The sequence below is a fragment of the Streptomyces sp. NBC_01716 genome, assembly GCF_036248275.1.
Lineage (GTDB): Bacteria > Actinomycetota > Actinomycetes > Streptomycetales > Streptomycetaceae > Streptomyces.
Genome location: NZ_CP109181.1, coordinates 3,118,648 through 3,136,964, shown reverse-complemented (window position 1 = coordinate 3,136,964; position 18,317 = coordinate 3,118,648). Strand labels below are relative to the sequence as shown.

Sequence of the window (18,317 nt, the reverse complement as noted above, 5' to 3'; positions counted from 1 at the left end):
TCATGAGCCACGAGCACAGCTTCGAGACCATCGCCATCCACGCGGGGAACACGCCTGATTCCCTCACCGGCGCGGTCGTACCCCCCATCTATCAGGTGTCCACGTACAAGCAGGACGGAGTGGGCGGACTGCGCGGCGGCTACGAGTACAGCCGCAGCGCCAACCCCACGCGCTCCGCGCTGGAGGAGAACCTGGCGGCACTGGAGGGCGGCCGTCGCGGGCTCGCCTTCGCGTCCGGCCTGGCCGCCGAGGACTGCCTGCTCCGTACGCTGCTGTCGCCCGGTGACCATGTGGTGATCCCCGACGACGCGTACGGCGGCACCTTCCGGCTCTTCGCGAAGGTCGTCTCACGCTGGGGCGTGGAGTGGTCGGTGGCCGACACCTCGGACCCCGTGGCGGTACGGGCCGCGCTGCGCCCCCGTACGAAGGCGATCTGGGTCGAGACCCCGTCCAACCCGCTCCTCGGCATCAGCGACATCGTGGCTCTGGCCGAGGTCGCCCGCACCGCGGGCGCGAAGCTCGTCGTGGACAACACCTTCGCGAGCCCCTACCTCCAGCAGCCGCTCGCCCTCGGCGCGGACGTCGTCGTGCACTCGACCACCAAGTACATGGGCGGTCACTCGGACGTCGTGGGCGGCGCGCTGGTCACCGCCGACGACACGCTCGGCGACGAACTCGCCTTCCACCAGAACGCGATGGGCGCGATCTCCGGCCCCTTCGACGCCTGGCTCGTGCTGCGTGGCGTGAAGACGCTCGCCGTCCGGATGGACCGGCACAGCGAGAACGCGACGCGCGTCGCCGAGATGCTCGCCCGGCACCCGAAGGTCTCGAAGGTCTACTACCCGGGCCTGCCCGACCACCCCGGCCACGAGGTCGCGGCCAAGCAGATGAAGTCCTTCGGCGGCATGGTGTCCTTCCAGGTCGCCGGCGGCGAGCAGGCGGCGATCGAGGTCTGCGGCCGGGCGAAGGTCTTCACGCTGGGGGAGTCCCTCGGCGGTGTCGAGTCGCTGATCGAGCACCCGGGCCGGATGACGCACGCCTCGGTGGCCGGCTCCGCGCTGGAGGTGCCGGACGATCTGGTCAGGCTGTCGGTCGGCATCGAGTCCGCCGACGATCTGCTGACCGACCTTCGACAGGCGCTCGCCTGACGGGAGTTGGGGACCCGGCTGTCACCAGCCCTCCAGCGGCGGGGTCTTCTCGGACGGCGGGACCGACCACGGCTCCACGACCGAAGCCCACACCGTGAACACGATCACGGCCACCGTGACCAGCAGCCAGAACACCAGGCGCGCGGTGCGTCTGCGGTTCAGGAGACGCGTGCCGAGCGCGGTCGCGCGGGCCGTCAGATCGACGGGGACCGCCGGATGCGGCAGATCGAGCATCCGGCGGACCTCGTCCTCCTTACGGCTGTGGCCGCTCATCGCGCCGCCTGCCGGGAGAGCAGCGACAGCGGCCAGTGCGGGGCCGGGCGGGGCGGCGGCGCGGGCTGCCGCATCGCGTTGACCGCCCGCGCGCAGATCGCCCGCACCCGCTCGACCGGCAGTCCGATCAGCGCCGCCGTCTGCTCCTCGGCGACCCCCTCGTACAGCCGCAGCACCAGAATGAGCCGCTCCTGCGGTGTGAGCCGGCCGAGCAGACCCGCACCGGTCCGCGGCTGCCGCCAGGCACCCCGCGCGTACCGGACGGCGATCTCCTGACGTGCGCGGTCGTACGGATCCTCGGCGCGCAGCCGGTCCCAGTCCGCGTATGTACGGGCCAGGGCGGCCGTCAGCAGGCGTTCCGCACGGGGTTTGGCGTCGGCGGGCTCACCCGTCAACAGCGTGGCGGCATGCAGCAGTCGGCCTGCCGCGCCCGCGGCGAACGCCTCGAACTCCTGGGCGCGACGGCGGTCCACAGCCGGCTGCCATCGCTCTCGCACACCTCATATGAGGACAGACCCGGGCCGAAATCAAGAGGCCGGCGGTGGCTCCGTACCGCCGGGTTCGTCCACCGGGACCCGGTGCGCGACCGGTTCGGCCGACGCGGGGCCCGACTGCCGTGCGGACAGGGCGGAGTTGAACCGGGTGAGGAGCGCGCAGAACGATTCCCGTTCCTCCTCCGTCCAGCCGTCCGTGACCTGCGACATCAGTTCGCGGCGTGAGGAGCGGACCTCTTCGAGGCGGCTCAGCCCGCGGGCCGAGAGTTCGAGGACGACGGCGCGGCCGTCCTCCGGGTGTGACGTGCGCTTGACCAGGCCGGTGTCGACGAGCGGCGCGACCTGGCGGGTGACGGTGGAGGAGTCGATCCCCATCCCCGCGGCCAGCGCCTTGACGCCCATCGGGCCTTCCAGATCAAGCCGGTTGAGCAGCAGATAGGCGGCGCGGTCCATGGAGTTGCGCACCTGGCCGACGCCGCCGAGGCGGGTCTGTTCCGCCCGTCGGGCGAAGACGGCCACCTGGTGCTGGAGCGCGTCGAGAAGTGGGGCGTCGTCCGGTACGGCGACGGGTTCGGTACCGGCGGTAGGTGCCGGTGCGGTCTCTAAAGGTGCGGAGCCGGAGGGGTCGGAACCTGCGGGTTCGGAGCCGGAGCCCGGGGAGGCCGACACAGCGGAAGTCATGTCCTGAGTAGGGGGCATGGCTGGGGCTCTCTCGTGCGGTGGTCGGTTGGTGGGGGACAGAGTACGCGGCCCCGCCGCCGCCCGTACCAGCTGCGGGTAAACCGGTGGACGCCCCCCGGTTTCGGGCGGCCGGCCGGGTGATGAGCTGCGAGACTGGCCATCATGACCTTCGGTACGTCGCGTCCCTCCGGATCGTTCAGCTCCGCCGCACCGCGCGCCTCCGCGCCGGCGCTGATCCTCGACGACATCCGCGGCGCGCAGAAGATGCTGAACGGTGTGGCCAGGATGACCGCGATGGAGGGCAGCCGGCATCTGACGCGCCTGGTCGGCTCCCCGGTCCACCTCAAGTGCGAGAACCTTCAGCGGACGGGGTCGTTCAAGCTGCGCGGCGCTTACGTGCGGATCGCCGGTCTCTCGCCCGAGGAGCGCGCGGCCGGTGTCGTCGCCGCCAGCGCGGGCAACCACGCGCAGGGCGTCGCGCTCGCCTCGACGCTGCTCGGGGTGTGCTCCACCGTGTTCATGCCGCTCGCGGCGCCGCTGCCCAAGGTCGCGGCGACCCGTGAGTACGGCGCCGAGGTGCGGCTGCACGGCCAGGTCGTCGACGAGACCCTGGCCGCCGCGCAGGAGTACGCGCGCGAGACCGGCGCGGTCTTCATCCACCCCTTCGACCACCCGGACATCATCGCCGGACAGGGCACGGTGGGCCTGGAGATCCTGGAGCAGTGCCCCGAGGTTCGGACGATCCTCGTCGGTCTCGGCGGCGGCGGACTGGCCGCGGGTATCGCCCTCGCGGTGAAGGGAGTACGGCCGGACGTCAAGGTGATCGGTGTGCAGGCGGCGGGCGCGGCGGCGTTCCCGCCCTCGCTGCGGGCCGGGCGGCCGATGTCGATCGACGAGCAGCAGACGATGGCGGACGGCATCAAGGTGGGCCGACCGGGCGAGATCACGTTCCCGCTGGTCAGGGACCTGGTCGACGAGGTGCGTACGGTCTCCGAGGACGAGCTGTCCGCCGCGCTCCTGCTCTGTCTGGAGCGGGCGAAGCTGGTCGTGGAGCCGGCCGGGGCGAGCCCGGTCGCGGCGCTGCTGAGCACGCCGGGGGCGTTCTCCGGGCCGGTGGTCGCCGTGCTGTCGGGCGGCAATGTGGACCCCCTGCTGATGCAGCGGATCCTGCGCCACGGGATGGCGGTGTCCGGGCGCTACCTGGGGCTGCGGCTGCGCATCACGGACCGGCCCGGGGCGCTCGCGACACTGCTGGGAGTGCTGTCGGTGGCCGACGCGAACGTACTGGACGTGAGCCACGTACGGACAGATCCGCGGCTCGGGCTGACCGAGGCGGATGTGGAACTGCATCTGGAGACGAAGGGCCCCGAGCACTGCGCGGACGTGGCGTCGGCGCTGCGCGAGGCGGGCTACACGATCCTGGGCTGAGGCCTGATCCCGAACGACAGACCGAAGGACCCCGGCCCACCTCCCGAAAGCCTCCCGGGCGACTCCCGGGTGACTCCCGCGCGTTCCTGAACCGTCTCCCGGTGGTCTCCGGCGCGCCTCCCAGTCGCCTTTACATGGAGCTTACGTAAATAGCTTGCAGGTCGCGATGTATCGCGTTAGCGTCAGCCCCTGCTCTGTCGGCTTAAGCTCTCCGTTAGCACGGATTGCACCATTTCACCGCATCTGACACAACTCCGGGAGTACCCCTATGCCAGGCGCCATCTATGCCGAAGGCCTGGTCAAGACGTTCGGCGACGTAAGAGCACTGGACGGCGTCGATCTCGATGTCCCCGAAGGCACGGTCCTCGGTCTGCTCGGCCCCAACGGCGCGGGAAAGACCACCGCGGTCCGTGTGCTGACGACCCTGCTCCAGCCCGACAGCGGCAAGGCCGTCGTCGCGGGCATCGACGTGCTCAAGCACCCCAACGAGGTCCGCAGGAACATCGGCCTCTCCGGCCAGTTCGCCGCCGTCGACGAGTATCTGACCGGCCGCGAGAACCTCCAGATGGTCGGCCAGCTCTACCAGCAGAGCGCCCGCGCCGCGAAGGCCAGGGCCGTCGAACTCCTCGACCGCTTCAACCTCAGCGACGCGGCCGACCGCACCACCAAGACCTACTCCGGCGGTATGCGCAGGCGACTCGACCTCGCCGCGGCGCTCGTCGTTTCCCCGCCGGTGATGTTCATGGACGAGCCGACGACCGGCCTCGACCCGCGCAACCGCCAGCAGTTGTGGGGCATCATCGAGGAACTGGTCGCGGGCGGCACGACGTTGCTGCTCACCACCCAGTATCTGGAAGAGGCCGACCACCTGGCCCATGACATCTGCGTCATCGACCACGGCCAGGTCATCGCGCGCGGCACCGCCGACGAACTCAAGGCCCGCACGGGCGGCGAGCGCGTCGAGGTCGTCGTCCACGAGCGCGACCAGATCACCCCGACCCGCGATGTGCTGGCCGGTTTCGGCAAGGGCGAGGTGATGGTCGCCGAGCACACCCGCAAGCTCACCGTCCCGGTCACCGGCGGCGCGAAACTGCTCGCCGAGATCATCAGGGAACTCGACGCGCGGGGCGTGGAGATCGACGACATCGGGCTGCGCCGCCCCACCCTCGACGACGTCTTCATCTCGCTCACCGGCCACGCCGCCGAGGAGGGCCGGGAGAACGGCGAAGGCGGCGGCCCGGCATCGGGCAAGTCCCCGGACAGGCCCGCCGGTTCGGCCACCGCCACGGCACCCGGCCCCACCCCCGACCCCGCCGACGACACCGTCACCGGCCCGATCACGGACGACACCGTCACGGACCCGAAGGAGAGCGCCAAGTGAGCGCCGTAACCGAGGCCTCGCCCAAGGCCCTCGCCCCGCCCCCGCGCGGCGGCATCGTCCAGTCGATCCGCGACTCGCTGGTCGTGGCCAAGCGCAATCTGATCCGGATGGTGCGCATCCCGGAGATGATCATCTTCGGGCTGATCCAGCCCATCATGTTCGTGGTGCTCTTCACCTACGTCTTCGGCGGCTCCATCAACATCCCCGGCGCCGCTCCCGGCAGCGCCCAGGCCTACCGCGAGTTCCTGATGGCGGGCATCTTCGCGCAGACCGTGACCTTCGCCACGGCGGGCGCCGGCGCCGGCATCGCCGACGACATGCACAAGGGGCTCATCGACCGGTTCCGCTCACTGCCCATGGCCCGCGGCGCGGTCCTCACCGGACGTACGCTCGCCGACCTCGTACAGACCGCCCTCACGCTCGTCGTCCTCGCGGCCGTCGCCCTGATCATCGGCTGGCGCACCCACGAGAACATCGGGAGTGTGCTCGCCGGCTTCGCGCTGCTGCTCTTCCTCGGCTACGCGTTCTCGTGGATCGGCGCGCTGATCGGGCTCATCGTCCGTACGCCCGAGGCCGCCACGTCCGGCGGGCTGATCTGGCTCTTCCCGCTCACGTTCATCTCCAACGCGTTCGTGCCGGTCAACGGCATGCCCGCGTTCCTCCAGCATGTCGCGGAGTGGAATCCGTTCAGCGCGACCGTGCAGGCGGCGCGCGAGCTCTTCGGCAACACGATCCCCGGCCGGGAGGCCTCGGTGACCGGCGCCTGGCCGATGGAGCACCCGATCTGGGCCTCGCTGATCTGGTCCGTCCTGATCATCGTGGTCTTCCGCACCCTGGCGGTCCGGCGCTACCGCTCGGCCACCGCCTGACGCTCGGCATCTCTGTCCTGATCCACCGGCCCCCGGGGGGCCGGTGGATCGGTGTTTAGGGGGTGTCTTGCCGATCTTGCCGGGCTCGCGGTCCTGGCACGCACGCTCGCCGCGTTGTCGTCGGTCGCCATGGCTCCGCCATGTCTCCCTCCTCCGCCTTGCGACCGCACGCACCAGACCCCGCTCACTGATCCGGCCTGATCGACAAGACACCCCCTAGCCCTGGTACGGCTTCGCGGCCAGGATCTTCACCGAGGCCTTCTTGCCGTTCGGCAGCTCGTACTCCGCCTCGTCGCCGACCTTCTTGCCGTTCACACCCGTGCCGAGCGGCGACTGCGGTGAGTACGTCTCGATGTCGGAGCTCGCGTACTCGCGCGAGGCCATGAGGAACGTCAGCGTGTCGTCCTCGTCGCCGTCGAAGGCGATCGTGACGACCATGCCGGGCTCGACGATCCCGTCGTCGGCCGGTGCCTCGCCCACCTTGGCGTTCTGCAGGAGCTGGGTCAGCTGGCGTACCCGCAGCTCCTGCTTGCCCTGCTCCTCCTTGGCCGCGTGGTACCCGCCGTTCTCCTTCAGGTCCCCCTCCTCGCGGGCGGCCTCGATCTTCTGGGCGATCTCGACGCGCGCGGGACCAGACAGGTGATCCAGCTCGGCCTTGAGCTGGTTGTACGCCGCCTGGGTGAGCCAGGTGACGTTCTCGCTGGTCTGGGTCACAGGTGCTCCTCGTAGGTGCTGGGAATACAAAGCAACGCCCTACCCAGAAGGATTGTGCCTTCTCGGGTGGGCGAAACCACGAGCCTAACAATTCCGCGGCGCAAGGGCAGGACGAAAGGCATCAGAATCACATCACCGCAGGTCAGCGGGGTGAACCTGGAGGGGCGCCGGGAAGGTTCAGAACAGAATCGGGCGCCCGGTGACCTGGACCACGCTTGTCAGCTGTCGTCGGACGTACAGCCGACGAGCTCCGCGCTCGTCGCGCTGCCGGTCGTACGGACGGTGACGACCCGGTCTATCCGCGTCTCGGGACCGTCGAAGCGGACGTCCTTGCGGCCCACCTCGGCGCCGTCCTCCGCGCGCGAACGCAGCGTGCACGTGCCGGCCGCGTCCTTGTCCTTGCGGACCTCCAGATGCACCTCGACCGCGGAGGCCGATACCCGCTTGAATTTGATGAGCTCGCCCGAGACACTCTGGCCTGCCACATAGTCGTAACCGAACCAGCCGACGAGCGCGAGAAGGCCGACGCCGAGCACCGAGCCGACGATCCTGAGCCCCCGGTCCGCACGCTCGTCGGACGAGCGGCCGTAGCGGTCATCGGGAAGAACCGGTGGGCGTTCCGCGGTCATGGACGTTCCTCTCCGGAATTTTCCGTCCCTGGTTTCCGTCACTATAGAAGCCGCCCGATGCGACATATCACTGAGGACCGAGTCTTGACTGACCAGCTGCGATTGATGGCCGTGCACGCCCACCCCGACGACGAGTCGAGCAAGGGCGCGGCAACCATGGCCAAGTACGTATCCGAGGGGGTGGACGTGCTGGTCGTGACCTGCACCGGAGGCGAGCGCGGCTCCATCCTCAACCCCAAGCTCCAGGGGGACGCCTATATCGAGGAGCACATCCACGAGGTCCGCAAGAAGGAGATGGACGAGGCCCGCGAGATCCTCGGCATCAGACAGCAGTGGCTCGGTTACGTGGACTCGGGTCTGCCCGAGGGTGACCCGCTGCCGCCGCTCCCCGAGGGCTGCTTCGCCCTGGAGGACGTCGACGAGGCGGCCGGCCGGCTCGTGCGGATGATCCGCGAGCAGCGGCCGCAGGTGATCACGACGTACGACGAGAACGGCGGGTATCCGCACCCCGACCACATCATGACCCACAAGATCTCGATGGTGGCCTTCGAGTCGGCGGCGGACGCCGAGAAGTACCCGGAGGCCGAGTTCGGCCCGGTGTGGCAGCCGCAGAAGATCTACTTCAACCAGGGCTTCAACCGTCCCCGTACGGTCGCGCTGCACGAGGCGTTGCTGGCGCGCGGTCTGGAGTCCCCGTACGCGGAGTGGCTGGAGCGCTGGGCGGAGTTCGGGCGCGCGGAGCGCACGCTGACCACGCATGTGCCGTGCGACGACTTCTACGAGATCCGGGACAAGGCGCTGGTCGCGCACGCCACGCAGATCGACCCCGACGGCGGCTGGTTCCGCGTCCCGATGGACATCCAGCGGGAGATCTGGCCGACCGAGGAGTACGAGCTCGTGAAGTCGCTCGTCGACACCTCCCTCCCCGAGAGCGACCTCTTCGCGGGCATCCGCGACAATGCCTGATATGTATGCGACCCAGGCAGTGACTCAGCTCGTTCCGCTCGCGAAGGAGCTGGACGAGAACAAGGTGACGCCCGGCGTCCTCGGCTTCGTCGTCTTCGCCGTGATGGCGGGCGGGGTATGGCTCCTGATGAAGTCGATGAACCGCCACATGGGCAAGGTCGACTTCGAGGAGAAGCCGGCGGACGGGGCGGGCGCGGAGGAGCCGACCGCGTCGGCGGCGGCCGGGGGAAGCCGGCAGACGACGTAAGGCGTGCGCGTGCGCCGTCGCGGCGTGCGCGGGACACTGCGGCACGAGCCGCCGGACACGAGTTGTCGGGCACGAGCCCACGAGGGACGTGTCACCGAGGCCGGGAGCACGCCTGGGGCCCGCGTGTTCGCGGCAGGCCCGTCCAGGCGTGAGCCGAGGCCCGGTGCGTGTCGCGAGGGCGGCGCACCCGGGCGGGCTCCTGTCAGTCGCGCCCGCCCGGCGCGGGCTCAGGCCTGGGCCGGTTCCACCGGGACGCCCATGACCTCGCGGGCGTGGCGGCTCGGGACCATGCCAAGCCGCCAGGCCTGCCAGCCGTCCTCCAGCGCTACGCCGCGCTCCAGCATCACCGTGAACGTCTCCAGGCAGTCGTCCAGCTTGCCGTCGCGCGAGGGGTGCCGCGCGGCCACCAGCTCGGTCAGCTCCTGCTCCGCCACCACGGACCCGACCTCGACGCCGCCCGCCGAGCCGTACGGCAGCAGCGTGCAGCGCAGGAAGCGGGCCCAGTCGGCGCCGCGGTCGTCGCCGTACGAGGTGAACAGCGCCGCCGCCTCGTCGCACAGCGCCAGCGCCTGGGCCGCCTTGCTGTTGCCCGCGTCGATGATCGCCAGTTCCAGACAGGTCCACGCCTCGCCGTGCGCGACGCCGATCCGGCGGAAGTCCGCGCGGGCGTCGACGAGGAGCTGCCTGGCGAAGCCGGAGTTGCGGAGATTGCCGGTCTGCGCGGCCCGCTGGTCGCGGGTCGCCCGGCCCGAGTGGTGGCGGGCGCACGCCAGCCCGTACACGTCGCGCATCCGGGAGAACATCGAGCGCGCTCGCTCCAGTTCGCGTACCGCCTGCGCGGCCTCGCCGCACTCCTCCAGCGCCTGGCCCAGGTAGTACAGCGTCCACGCCTCGCCGCGCGCGTCCTCGTTGTCCCGGTGCCGCGAGAGCGCCTGGCGGAACTGGTCCGCCGCCGACTCCGGTTCACCGTCCACCAGCCGCGCCCTGGCCAGCTGCGTCAGCGCCCAGGCCTCGCCGCGGCCGTCGCGGGTGCGGCCGTACAGATCCATCGCCTGGCCCAACTCCCGCTCGGCGCGCGGCACATCGCCCAACCGCAGACAGACCTGCCCGAGCTGGAAGTGCGTCCACGCCTCGCCGTGCAGCGACTCGCCCTCGCGGTGCAGGACCAGCGCCGTCGACAGCAGTGCGATCGCCTCCGTGAGATTCGCCCGGTCGCGCTCGACGGCCGCCAGCGCGTGCAGCGTCCAGGCGCGGTCGGCGCCGAGCTCCGCCGGGGCCTGGAGTTCCAGCGCCTCGCGCAGCTTCGCCGACGCACCGGTGAGATTGCCCTGATGATGCAGCGTGATGCCCAGCGAGCAGAGCGCGCGGGCGGCGCCCGCGTCGTGGTGCGCCTCGCGGTAGAGGTCGACCACCGACGTCAGGGTCGTCTGGGCCTTGTCCAGCTCCCCGAGCTGGCGGGCCGCGATGCCCGTACGCCACTGCACCGACCGGATCAGCAGCCCCTGGTCGACCGCCTGCGCCAACTCGCTGATCTCACCGAGCCGGTAGAGGTCACCGCGCAGCAGGCAGTAGTCGCAGAGCGCGCCCAGCAGGCTCAGCACGGCCGCCTGGTCGACACCCTCCGCGTGCCGCAGCGCCGCGGTGATGAAGCTCGACTCGTCGTCCAGCCAGCGCAGGGCGGCGTCGAGCGAGGAGAAGCCGTGGCCGCCGAACTGGTCGGCGCGCGTCGACGTCTTGCCGTCGACCAGCCGGATCACGGAGTCGGCGAGCTCCGAGTAGTTCTGGATGAGGCGCTCCTGCGCGGCAGTGCGGTCGGCCGCCTCCTCCTCGTCCAGCAGCCGGGCCAGCGCGAAGTTCCGTACGACGTCGTGGAGCCGGTAGCGGCTGGCCCGCACATGGTCGATCAGGCCCGCGCGGGACAGCACGGTCAGCAGCCGCTCCGCCTCCTGCTCGTCCGTGGCGAGCAGCGCGGCGGCGGCCGCCGCGCCGAGCGAGGCGCGCCCGGCCAGCGCGAGACGCCGCAGCAGCCTGCGCGCCTGGTCGCTCTGGTCGCTGTAGCGCAGCCACATCGCGCGCTCGGCCGGGTCGACCGGGCCGTACGCCTCCAGATCCGTGGCCAGTTGCTGCGACGTACGCGAGCCGAGCGACGAGCCCGCGATACGCAGCGCCAGCGGCAGCCCGCCGCACAGCTCGCCGACGCTGTCGATGCTCTGCGCGTCGTACGGGCCGCCCTGGGGCTCTTCGCCGACGGCACGCAGCAACTCCTCGCAGCCCGCGCCGTCCAGCGCCTCCAGCGGCAGCTGGTGCACCCACGCCGGGGTGTCCGCCGGCAGCTCCACCGGCTGACGGGACGTCACCAGCAGGAGACTGTCGGACCGTTCGGGCAGCAGCGTGCGGATCTGTTCCGCGTCCGAGGCGTCGTCCAGCACGATCGTCACCGGCAGCCCGGTCAGATGCTGGTGGTACAGCTCGCTCAGCCGCCGTACCTGCTGCTCGGGCGACGACCGCTCACGGAACAGCAGTTGCTCACGCGGCGCGCCGAGCCGGTTCAGCAGATGCAGCAGCGCGTCCCTGGTCGACAGCGGCGCCTGGCCCGCGCCGCCGCCCCGCAGGTCCACCACGCACGCACCGCGGAACTGGTCCCTGAGCTGGTGCGCCGCCCGCACGGCGAGCGTGGTGCGGCCCGAGCCCGGCGCGCCGTACAGCACGACGACGGTCGGCCTGGTCTCCGTCGACGCGCGGGCCGCGTGCACCCAGCGCGCGATCTGGCCGATCTCCTCGCGCCGGCCCGCGAACGGGCCGTCGGGCGCCGGGAGATGACCGAAGGACTGCTCCAGGACGCTGCGCCGGCGGGCGGCGGCACTGCGGTCGGAGCCGCGCAACTGCGGTACGACGGTGGGTTTCTTGGTGGTCCGCCGGGTCGCCTGGGTCAGGACCCGCTGCTGGTCCAGATACGGGCGGATGCCCCGTACCTCCAGCGCCGTCAGCCACTGAAGCCTCAACTGCTCGACGTTCCCCGCCTGTTCGGCGGCCCCGGCGCGGCCCGAAGAGCGGCCGGCGGAGGCCACGTTGGCGACGGCGGTGGCCGTACCGACGACCGCGACGATCACGCCCGTCCCGACCGCCGTCCCGGTACCGGTGCCGAGCCCGACATCGGCGACGGCGGCGGAGGCGGCGGCAACGCCCGCCACCAGCAGGGGCGTTCGCAGCGCGCCCCCGCCCAGCCGGTCGGACATGGTCCGCCGTTCGGCGTCGGCCCGGCCGAGCGCCGCCTCGTACAGCGCGTATTCGTCGGCCGCGGCCTCCGCGATCGAGTCCAGCGCGCCCCGCCCGCGCGCCAGAAGAACATTGCCGTCGATCCGACCGCCGGAGCGCCGCACCTCCTCCTCGACGGCGCGAACCAACAACCTCTCGGCCTCGGCGCGATGGCTGTCCCGCATATGTCTCCCCCTCCGAGAGCATCCCGGTACTTCGGCGTGCCCCGGCCCAGTGTCCTGCGCGGGGCGCGCGAGCGCGAGGCGGCGGGCCGTGCCCGCGGCGGCCGGTGCCGTCGCTCCGCGCCGGGTGCCAACGCGCGTAACTCCTGCGTATGTGTGTCCGTACGTCTTGCCCGCGCACCGCCTCTTTACGCGCGCGGCGGAAAGAGCCCGGCCGGTGGTCCGCCGCGTGGCCGGGGGAGGAGCCCGGCGCGGGCCTGCAACATGCTGCCGCGCCTTGTCGCTGCGGCGCCTTACGCATCGCGCGTAGATGTGCCATCTTGTCTGCATGACCGGCCGCGCCGTACGCGCGAGGCTCAACTGACGCCGTATCAGGGCGAGTTGGGTGTTCGCGCCGGACGGTGCGGCCGGCCATGCTACGCGCGTAGTTGACCTCCCCGCCCCCCACCGAAGAGGAAATTACAGTGAACAAGGTCCTCAGAAGCACCGCGATCGGCGCCTCCGCCCTCGCCCTGGCCTTCTTTTCGTCCCCCGCACTCGCGCAGGCCGCGCCCGCCGACACCAAGGCTCCCGCCGGCGCGCTCGCCAAGCTCAGCCACGCCACCGCCGCCGCGCAGCTCGGCAACGCCGGCATCGGCATCCGGTCCAGCGGCGGCTGTTCGGACCGTAACAACCCGACCTGTACCTCCCTCGACCAGGTCAACTCCGCGACCATCCAGGGCGCGATCACCCTCAAGGGCGCCACCGGCTGCGCCATGACCGTCACCGGCGGCACGGAGACCGGCCACGCGTCGGGCACCTACAGCCACTGGAACGGCTACAAGCTCGACTTCGCCATGTCGAGCTGCCTCACCAACTACATCACCGGCACGTTCACCTCCATCGGCGGCAGCAAGTGGCAGTCGGCCTCCGGGAACGTCTACTACAACGAGGTCAACCACTGGGACGTGACCTACCACAACTGCGGCGGCTGCTGACCGGCCCCACTCGCTGACCGGAAACTCGCAGACCGGGCCCACTCGCTGACCGGAAACTCGCAGGGCGCACCCTCGCACACGGGGGTGAGGGCGTGTCCTGCGGATTCCGTCAGTGCCTGGCCGGCGCGACGCGGAACGCCAGGACGGCGATGTCGTCGTCGGCCCTGCCGGACGGGGGGAGCAGTGCGGTGACGATGTCCGTGAGGGACAGGCCGGGGTGGCGCAGGCCGGTGGCGCGGTCGGCGAGGTGCCGCATGCCGTCGGAGATGTCGGTGCCGGGTGCCTCCACCAGGCCGTCCGTGTAGAACAGCAGGGTGTCGCCGTCCGTGAGGGTGTGCTGCCGGTCGTGGCGCCGCACCTCCGGTGCCACACACAGGGGCGGGTCGGGGGATACGGCCTCGTTCAGGTAGTGGGCCGGTCCGGCGGCGGGGATCAGCAGGGGCGGCGGGTGGCCCGCGTTGGACAGGGTGACGTTCCAGCGGTGGTCGCCGGCCGGCCGGAGCACGGCGTGCAGGGCGGTGATGAGCGCGGCGGTGCTGACGCCGAGGGCCACATGGTCCAGCCGGCTGAGCGTTCGCGCGGGGCTGCCCGGACCGTCGGTGTAGGCGAACGCCCGCAGCATGCTGCTGGCTTTCGTCATCTCCGTGGCCGCGTCGAGGTCGTGGCCGGCGACATCGCCGATGGAGAGGGTGACGGTGCCGTCGGGCATGACGATCGCGTCGTACCAGTCGCCTCCGATCTCCGCCGTCGTGCTGGCGGGCTGGTAGACGGCGGCCAGCTCGGCGCCGTCCACGCGTGGCGGCGTGATCAGGAAGGACCGCTGAAGGACCAGTGCGGTGTCGCGGACGCTCTGGAGTTCCAGGGTGCGCCGCAGCGGGTCCTGGACACGGTGGAGGACTTCTTCGAGCAGACCGAGTTCCGCGTCGCCGGGCGGCGGGTTGCCGCGGCAGGTGGCGGCCGAGGCCAGGGCCACGGTCCGGCCGTCGACGACGACGGGCACGATCGCCAGGCTGGTGGCCTCCGCCTGGGCCAGCCATTCGGCCGACCTGCCGGAGATCAGGTCCCGCGGCGGGTCGCCCGGAGGGAAGGTGAGCAGCTTCGTCCGGCCGCTGCCGATCACCTTCCTCGCCGCGGTCCCGAGCACGAAGTCGTCCGTCGCCGCGGGAAGTGGCGGGAGGCCGGGGGCGAGCACGCTCCGTGCCCTGGTGGCGTGCGCGGTTCCGGCTCCGGGGGCCGATCGGGTGGGGTCGGTCTGCCGCAGCTGGAAGACGACGAAGGCGTCGGCGAGATCGGGCACCACGGCCGAGGCGGTGGCGGCGAAGGCCTCGGAGAGGTCGTGCGCGGAGGTCACGGCCGACGCGCGCTCCAGCAGCCGGTCCCGGGTCCGCACGCGCCACTGGTCCTCGGCGTCGGTCGCGGTGCCGATCCATTCGCGGACCTTCCCCTCGCGCAGGACGGGGACGGCGACGATCTTGATGTGCCGGTAGCGTACGGGGTCCCCTTCCTGCCGTACCCGTACGACGGCGTCGAGAAGGGCCTCCCCGCGGGCTGTGGCCTCCCACCGCTCGCCGAACCAGACACGGTCTTTCGGATGGACGGCGTCCAGCCACGAGACGTCCGTCCCCCCGGGGTGCCACAGACCGCCGCCGGTGTCGCCGAGGCGGCCGACGAGGGCGGAGATCCCGCCGTCCGGGGTCATGAGCCAGACGACCTGCGGGACGGCGGAGAGCAGGGCTTCGTAGCGCGCGAGGTCCCCGCCGCCGTCCGCCGGGTCGTGCCGGCGGACGGTGGTGGCATCCGCGGGTCCGTCCGGAACCCTTGTCGCGAGCAGCAGGACGGATGCCCCGTGCCGGGAGTCCACGGGCAGGCAGCTCACTACCCAGGAGCGCCGCGCGGACGGCTCGTCGGGCCCGGGGCCGTCGATGAGGACCGCCGACGGGTCGGAGCCGGCCAGATCCAGCGCGCGGAGCACGGGGCGCAGCCCCGGTCCGCTCAGGGCCACGCCGGCCTCCTGACCGGGTCGCCAGAAATCGAACAGCTCTCGGAAGGACCGGTTGTGCTGCATCAGCCGATGCCGGGGGCCGGTGACCAGGGCAGCACCGACGGCGGCCTCTTCGAGGCTCTCGATCTCGAACATCCGGCCGCCTTCCTGATCGTCGGCTGCCCCATGACGATGTTCCCCCGGGACGGGGAAACGGGCATGCGCTGATCGCCTGCCCCGGAGCACTACGGCGGCTCCACTCGTCCCGCGGCTCCGGCGGCAGCGCGGCGCCCGGGACGTTCTGGAAGGCCACGGGCCGGCGGAAGCGGCGGATCGCGGCCGTGCCGACCGAGGTGGTGGTGGGCGCGGTCGACGCGGGCCAGGGGCCGCCGTGCTGCTGGGCGTCGCTGACGGTGACCCCGGTGGGCCACTGGTTCCAGATGACGCGTCCGGCGTAGCGGGCCGGCAGATCGAGCATCCGCAGGCCGACCGCGTCGCCCGCGTCGCCCGTGTCGTCCCCGTCGTGCGCGCCGCGTTCGGGCCGACCGAGGTCGCCCGGCACCTGCGCGGGGTCAGCGCCCACGAGATCTGCACGGCCGGGAACAAGCACGCCACCCCGGACAAGATCTACAAGGCGTCGGCGGACGTGGTCGACGCCTTCGCGAAGCTGGATGTCGCCGCGATGTGGGGCGACGGGTCGACCGCGGGCACCGACGGCTCGCAGATCGACACCTGGGAAGGCAGCCTGCGGGCCGAGTCCCACGTCGTAGTGGGTCGCCCGTGCCGAGGGGCAGGTGGACCGCGTTCAGGGCAGGGGGGTGAGCGCGTCCTCCAGCGCTGCCCGCGCGCCGCGCAGGGCGAGACGGAGCTGGTCCGGTGTGCGGCGGACTTGGGCCAGCAGGAGGCCGCCCTGGATTGCGGCCATGGTGATGTCGGCCAGCTCCGTCACGTCCGTGTCCGGGCGCAGTTCGCCGGACTCCTGCATCCGGTGCAGGCCCGCGATGAGAGGGGCCTCCCAGCGTGCGAAGGCGTCCACGAATGCCTGTCGGGTGAGGTCGTCCCGGCCGCCGAGTTGGCTGGCCAACGAGCCGATCGCGCAGCCGCCCACGGCGTCCTGCCGAGTCCCGTTGGCCACGATCGCGTCGAACCAGCGGTCGATGCCGGCCAGTGAGTCGACCTTCAGGAGCAGCGGTTCCTGGGCGGCCAACACCGTGTCCACGGTGGAGTGAACCACGGAGCGGATGAGGTCGTCCCGGTCGTCGAAGTAGTGGTAGAGCTGGCTGCGGCCGACCCCCGCGGCGCGTTCGACATCGTCCAGCGTCACCGCCGCGACGCCGCGACGCCGGACGAGGTCTGCTGCCGAATCAAGGATGCGCGCTCGAGTCGCGCGGCCCCGCGCGGTGGTCGGCATGTGCCCCATGAAGCCTCCTCCGTTTTCTGTATCTCACAGTACAGAGTTTCTGTACTTGCTGATACAGTCTGCCGCAGACCTTCTGTACTAAGCGATACAGTCCGCGCGCCGGCAAGGTGGAAGGAGAATCGTGTCCGTCATCCCACCCGTCCAGCTCTCCGTGCTGGACACCACGGTCATCGGCCGCACCGCCGAGTCGGCGCTCGCCGACACGATCGCGCTCGCGCAGCACGCCGAGCGCCTCGGCTACGCCCGTTACTGGATGGCCGAGCACCTCCTCGCCGAGCCGGCGGGGCAGAGCGCGTCCTTCCAGTTCGCCACCCGGCCGGCGGGCACCGACAACGGGCGGCCCGGCATGCCGGTGTACTCACCCACGCCGGGCAGCGCCACGGTCTCGCAGCTTGAGCTGCCGACCGTGCTCGGCCAGGAACGTTCCACCCCGTCCGGGACCGACCCGCGCAGCGAAGCGCGGACGGACCGGTAGCCCCGGGCTAGCCCGGCACCAATCGGCACGCCCCCGACGCCCTCGACGCCCCCGCGCGGGCCGCCGGGCGACCCGTCCTGCCCGGGACCCTCTCCATCGCACGACCGAAAGGAAGACCATGTCCCCTCACCGACCCACCAGGCTGCGTCGGCGCGCCGCCACGCTCGGCCTGGCCACCCTGCTCGCCGCAGCCGCAGCCGCAGCCGCAGCCGCAGCCGCCGCGGCCCCCGCAGCCCCGGCCCCGACCGCGGTCCTGGCCACCACCCCGACGTACCGCGACCACGCTGCCGGCACCCGCCTGGGCGACGTGCGCGTCCTCGCCCACTTCGACCGGGCTGCGGGCCAGGTCGCCGAGAGCATCGCCCTGGAGCCCGGCGGCAGCGTGATCATCGGCATGATCCCCGCCCGCCAGGTGGTGCGGGTGGCGTTGGACGGGGCCGTCCAGGTACTCGCCACCATGCCGCTACCGCCGGGCGGCGGCGGCACCACCCCCGTCGTCGGGAGCCCCGTGGTCACCGGGGTTGCCCGGTCGGACAGCGGCGCCGCGTACTTCCTCTACTCCTCCGGGCAGGGCGGACTGACCGGAATCTGGCAGCTCCGTCCTTCCGGTGAGCCCCGGCTCGTCGTGCCGCTGCCTGCCGACACCTTCCCGAACGGACTGGTCGTCGACGGCAAGCGGGACCGCTTCCTGGTCACCGACTCCACCGGCGGACGCATCTGGCAGGCCCCACTGCGCGGCGGCGAAGCCTCCGTGTGGTCGGCGGACCCGGCCCTGGCGCCCAATGGCTTCTTCGGCGCCAACGGCATGAAGATCCACGACGGCGCCGTATGGGCGAGCAACTCCGACCACGGCACCATCATCCGAATCCCGGTGACCAAGGACGGCAGCTCCGGCCGCGCCGAGATCCGGGCCACGGGGCTGGAGGGAATCGACGACTTCGACTTCACCGGTCGGGGTACCGAGATCCTCGCCGCGATCAACCAGAGCAGCAAACTCGTGCGGGTCGGCGCGGACGGCGCCCAAGAGACCCTGCTGGACGCCGAGGACGGCATGCAGGGGACCACGGCCGTCACCGTTCGAGGAAATCGGGTGTATGTGACCAACGGCGCCAATCTGGCCGGAAACGATCCGACCCTGATGCTCGCCGAGCTGCACCGCCGCCGGCCGTAGGCAGCAGGAGACAGATGAGGGAATGG

General features: G+C 71.6%; 18 protein-coding genes and 1 pseudogene. 11 read left to right on the top strand and 8 right to left on the bottom strand.

Annotation, left to right across the window (positions count from 1 at the left end):
• The first annotated feature begins 2 nt into the window (after window positions 1–2).
• Entirely contained in the window at window positions 3–1,148 is a 1,146-nt protein-coding gene (locus tag OIE74_RS13500) for a cystathionine gamma-synthase (protein ID WP_329382497.1), read from the top strand.
• Window positions 1,149–1,169: 21 nt separating this feature from the next.
• Here OIE74_RS13500 and OIE74_RS13495 read toward each other — a convergent pair whose 3' ends face one another.
• From OIE74_RS13495 to OIE74_RS13485, 3 genes are read right to left on the bottom strand one after another with little or no spacing between them, the layout of a single operon-like run.
• Window positions 1,170–1,421 (bottom strand): hypothetical protein, encoded by a 252-nt coding sequence (locus OIE74_RS13495; protein WP_329382496.1) that lies wholly within the window; start codon window positions 1,419–1,421, stop codon window positions 1,170–1,172.
• Entirely contained in the window at window positions 1,418–1,918 is a 501-nt protein-coding gene (locus OIE74_RS13490; RefSeq protein ID WP_329382494.1) for a sigma factor-like helix-turn-helix DNA-binding protein, read from the bottom strand. The genes OIE74_RS13495 and OIE74_RS13490 overlap by 4 nt, the downstream gene beginning before the upstream one ends.
• Window positions 1,919–1,948: 30 nt before the next feature.
• A complete protein-coding gene (locus tag OIE74_RS13485) occupies window positions 1,949–2,434 on the bottom strand; it encodes a MarR family winged helix-turn-helix transcriptional regulator (protein WP_443076102.1) in 486 nt (161 codons plus the stop codon).
• A 426-nt stretch (window positions 2,435–2,860) separates the two neighbouring features.
• On the opposite strand from OIE74_RS13485, the gene ilvA reads away from it, so the two are divergent.
• The 3 genes from ilvA (at window position 2,861) to OIE74_RS13470 (ending at window position 6,274) form a co-directional block, all read left to right on the top strand.
• Window positions 2,861–4,024, top strand: coding sequence for a threonine ammonia-lyase (gene ilvA / locus OIE74_RS13480; RefSeq protein ID WP_329392278.1), 1,164 nt, complete (start codon window positions 2,861–2,863; stop codon window positions 4,022–4,024).
• A gap of 268 nt (window positions 4,025–4,292) precedes the next feature.
• Window positions 4,293–5,405 (top strand): ATP-binding cassette domain-containing protein, encoded by a 1,113-nt coding sequence (locus OIE74_RS13475; protein WP_329382487.1) that lies wholly within the window; start codon window positions 4,293–4,295, stop codon window positions 5,403–5,405.
• On the top strand, window positions 5,402–6,274 hold the full coding sequence (locus OIE74_RS13470) for an ABC transporter permease (RefSeq protein ID WP_329382485.1): 873 nt from the start codon (window positions 5,402–5,404) through the stop codon (window positions 6,272–6,274). The genes OIE74_RS13475 and OIE74_RS13470 overlap by 4 nt, the downstream gene beginning before the upstream one ends.
• A 216-nt stretch (window positions 6,275–6,490) precedes the next feature.
• On the opposite strand, the gene greA is transcribed toward OIE74_RS13470, so the two are convergent.
• A complete protein-coding gene (greA, locus tag OIE74_RS13465; protein WP_329382482.1) occupies window positions 6,491–6,988 on the bottom strand; it encodes a transcription elongation factor GreA in 498 nt (165 codons plus the stop codon).
• Between the two features lie 218 nt (window positions 6,989–7,206).
• A complete protein-coding gene (locus OIE74_RS13460; RefSeq protein ID WP_329382479.1) occupies window positions 7,207–7,617 on the bottom strand; it encodes a DUF4307 domain-containing protein in 411 nt (136 codons plus the stop codon).
• An 84-nt stretch (window positions 7,618–7,701) separates the two neighbouring features.
• On the opposite strand from OIE74_RS13460, the gene mca reads away from it, so the two are divergent.
• Both mca and OIE74_RS13450 read left to right on the top strand, forming a co-directional pair.
• Window positions 7,702–8,583, top strand: coding sequence for a mycothiol conjugate amidase Mca (gene mca, locus OIE74_RS13455; protein WP_329382476.1), 882 nt, complete (start codon window positions 7,702–7,704; stop codon window positions 8,581–8,583).
• A gap of 1 nt (window position 8,584) precedes the next feature.
• Window positions 8,585–8,830, top strand: a complete 246-nt coding sequence (locus tag OIE74_RS13450) for a hypothetical protein (RefSeq protein WP_443076100.1) — start codon at window positions 8,585–8,587, stop codon at window positions 8,828–8,830.
• Between the two features lie 227 nt (window positions 8,831–9,057).
• Here the strand turns inward: OIE74_RS13450 and OIE74_RS13445 are convergent, their stop codons facing one another.
• On the bottom strand, window positions 9,058–12,270 hold the full coding sequence (locus OIE74_RS13445; RefSeq protein ID WP_329382471.1) for a tetratricopeptide repeat protein: 3,213 nt from the start codon (window positions 12,268–12,270) through the stop codon (window positions 9,058–9,060).
• A gap of 455 nt (window positions 12,271–12,725) precedes the next feature.
• On the opposite strand from OIE74_RS13445, the gene OIE74_RS13440 reads away from it, so the two are divergent.
• A complete protein-coding gene (locus OIE74_RS13440; protein WP_443076349.1) occupies window positions 12,726–13,244 on the top strand; it encodes a hypothetical protein in 519 nt (172 codons plus the stop codon).
• A gap of 109 nt (window positions 13,245–13,353) precedes the next feature.
• Here OIE74_RS13440 and OIE74_RS13435 read toward each other — a convergent pair whose 3' ends face one another.
• Window positions 13,354–15,246: a SpoIIE family protein phosphatase gene (locus tag OIE74_RS13435; protein WP_329382469.1), complete on the bottom strand. Its 1,893-nt coding sequence runs from the start codon at window positions 15,244–15,246 to the stop codon at window positions 13,354–13,356.
• Window positions 15,247–15,300: 54 nt separating this feature from the next.
• Between OIE74_RS13435 and OIE74_RS13430 the strand changes: the two genes are divergently transcribed.
• Together OIE74_RS13430 and OIE74_RS38615 are read left to right on the top strand one after the other, a co-directional pair.
• Window positions 15,301–15,453 carry a hypothetical protein gene (locus OIE74_RS13430; protein WP_329382466.1) on the top strand — a complete coding sequence of 51 codons (153 nt, stop codon included), beginning with the start codon at window positions 15,301–15,303 and terminating at the stop codon, window positions 15,451–15,453.
• 295 nt (window positions 15,454–15,748) lie between these two features.
• Window positions 15,749–15,979, top strand: a pseudogene (locus OIE74_RS38615) (Tn3 family transposase); the annotation flags it as partial.
• A 51-nt stretch (window positions 15,980–16,030) separates the two neighbouring features.
• Here the strand turns inward: OIE74_RS38615 and OIE74_RS13420 are convergent.
• A complete protein-coding gene (locus OIE74_RS13420) occupies window positions 16,031–16,645 on the bottom strand; it encodes a TetR/AcrR family transcriptional regulator (protein WP_329382464.1) in 615 nt (204 codons plus the stop codon).
• A gap of 121 nt (window positions 16,646–16,766) precedes the next feature.
• Between OIE74_RS13420 and OIE74_RS13415 the strand changes: the two genes are divergently transcribed.
• Together OIE74_RS13415 and OIE74_RS13410 are read left to right on the top strand one after the other, a co-directional pair.
• Window positions 16,767–17,120, top strand: coding sequence for a hypothetical protein (locus OIE74_RS13415; protein ID WP_329382461.1), 354 nt, complete (start codon window positions 16,767–16,769; stop codon window positions 17,118–17,120).
• A gap of 118 nt (window positions 17,121–17,238) precedes the next feature.
• Window positions 17,239–18,291 (top strand): hypothetical protein, encoded by a 1,053-nt coding sequence (locus OIE74_RS13410; RefSeq protein ID WP_329382458.1) that lies wholly within the window; start codon window positions 17,239–17,241, stop codon window positions 18,289–18,291.
• Window positions 18,292–18,317 lie beyond the last annotated feature (26 nt).

What these genes read in the sequence shown, in the direction of transcription:
- OIE74_RS13500 (WP_329382497.1), top strand. Translation starts at nt 3, where the DNA reads ATGAGCCACGAGCACAGCTTCGAGACCATCGCCATCCACGCGGGGAAC.
- OIE74_RS13495 (WP_329382496.1), bottom strand. Translation starts at nt 1,421, where the DNA reads ATGAGCGGCCACAGCCGTAAGGAGGACGAGGTCCGCCGGATGCTCGAT.
- ilvA (WP_329392278.1), top strand. Translation starts at nt 2,861, where the DNA reads ATGCTGAACGGTGTGGCCAGGATGACCGCGATGGAGGGCAGCCGGCAT.
- OIE74_RS13475 (WP_329382487.1), top strand. Translation starts at nt 4,293, where the DNA reads ATGCCAGGCGCCATCTATGCCGAAGGCCTGGTCAAGACGTTCGGCGAC.
- OIE74_RS13460 (WP_329382479.1), bottom strand. Translation starts at nt 7,617, where the DNA reads ATGACCGCGGAACGCCCACCGGTTCTTCCCGATGACCGCTACGGCCGC.
- OIE74_RS13450 (WP_443076100.1), top strand. Translation starts at nt 8,585, where the DNA reads ATGTATGCGACCCAGGCAGTGACTCAGCTCGTTCCGCTCGCGAAGGAG.
- OIE74_RS13445 (WP_329382471.1), bottom strand. Translation starts at nt 12,270, where the DNA reads ATGCGGGACAGCCATCGCGCCGAGGCCGAGAGGTTGTTGGTTCGCGCC.
- OIE74_RS13420 (WP_329382464.1), bottom strand. Translation starts at nt 16,645, where the DNA reads ATGGGGCACATGCCGACCACCGCGCGGGGCCGCGCGACTCGAGCGCGC.
- OIE74_RS13410 (WP_329382458.1), top strand. Translation starts at nt 17,239, where the DNA reads ATGTCCCCTCACCGACCCACCAGGCTGCGTCGGCGCGCCGCCACGCTC.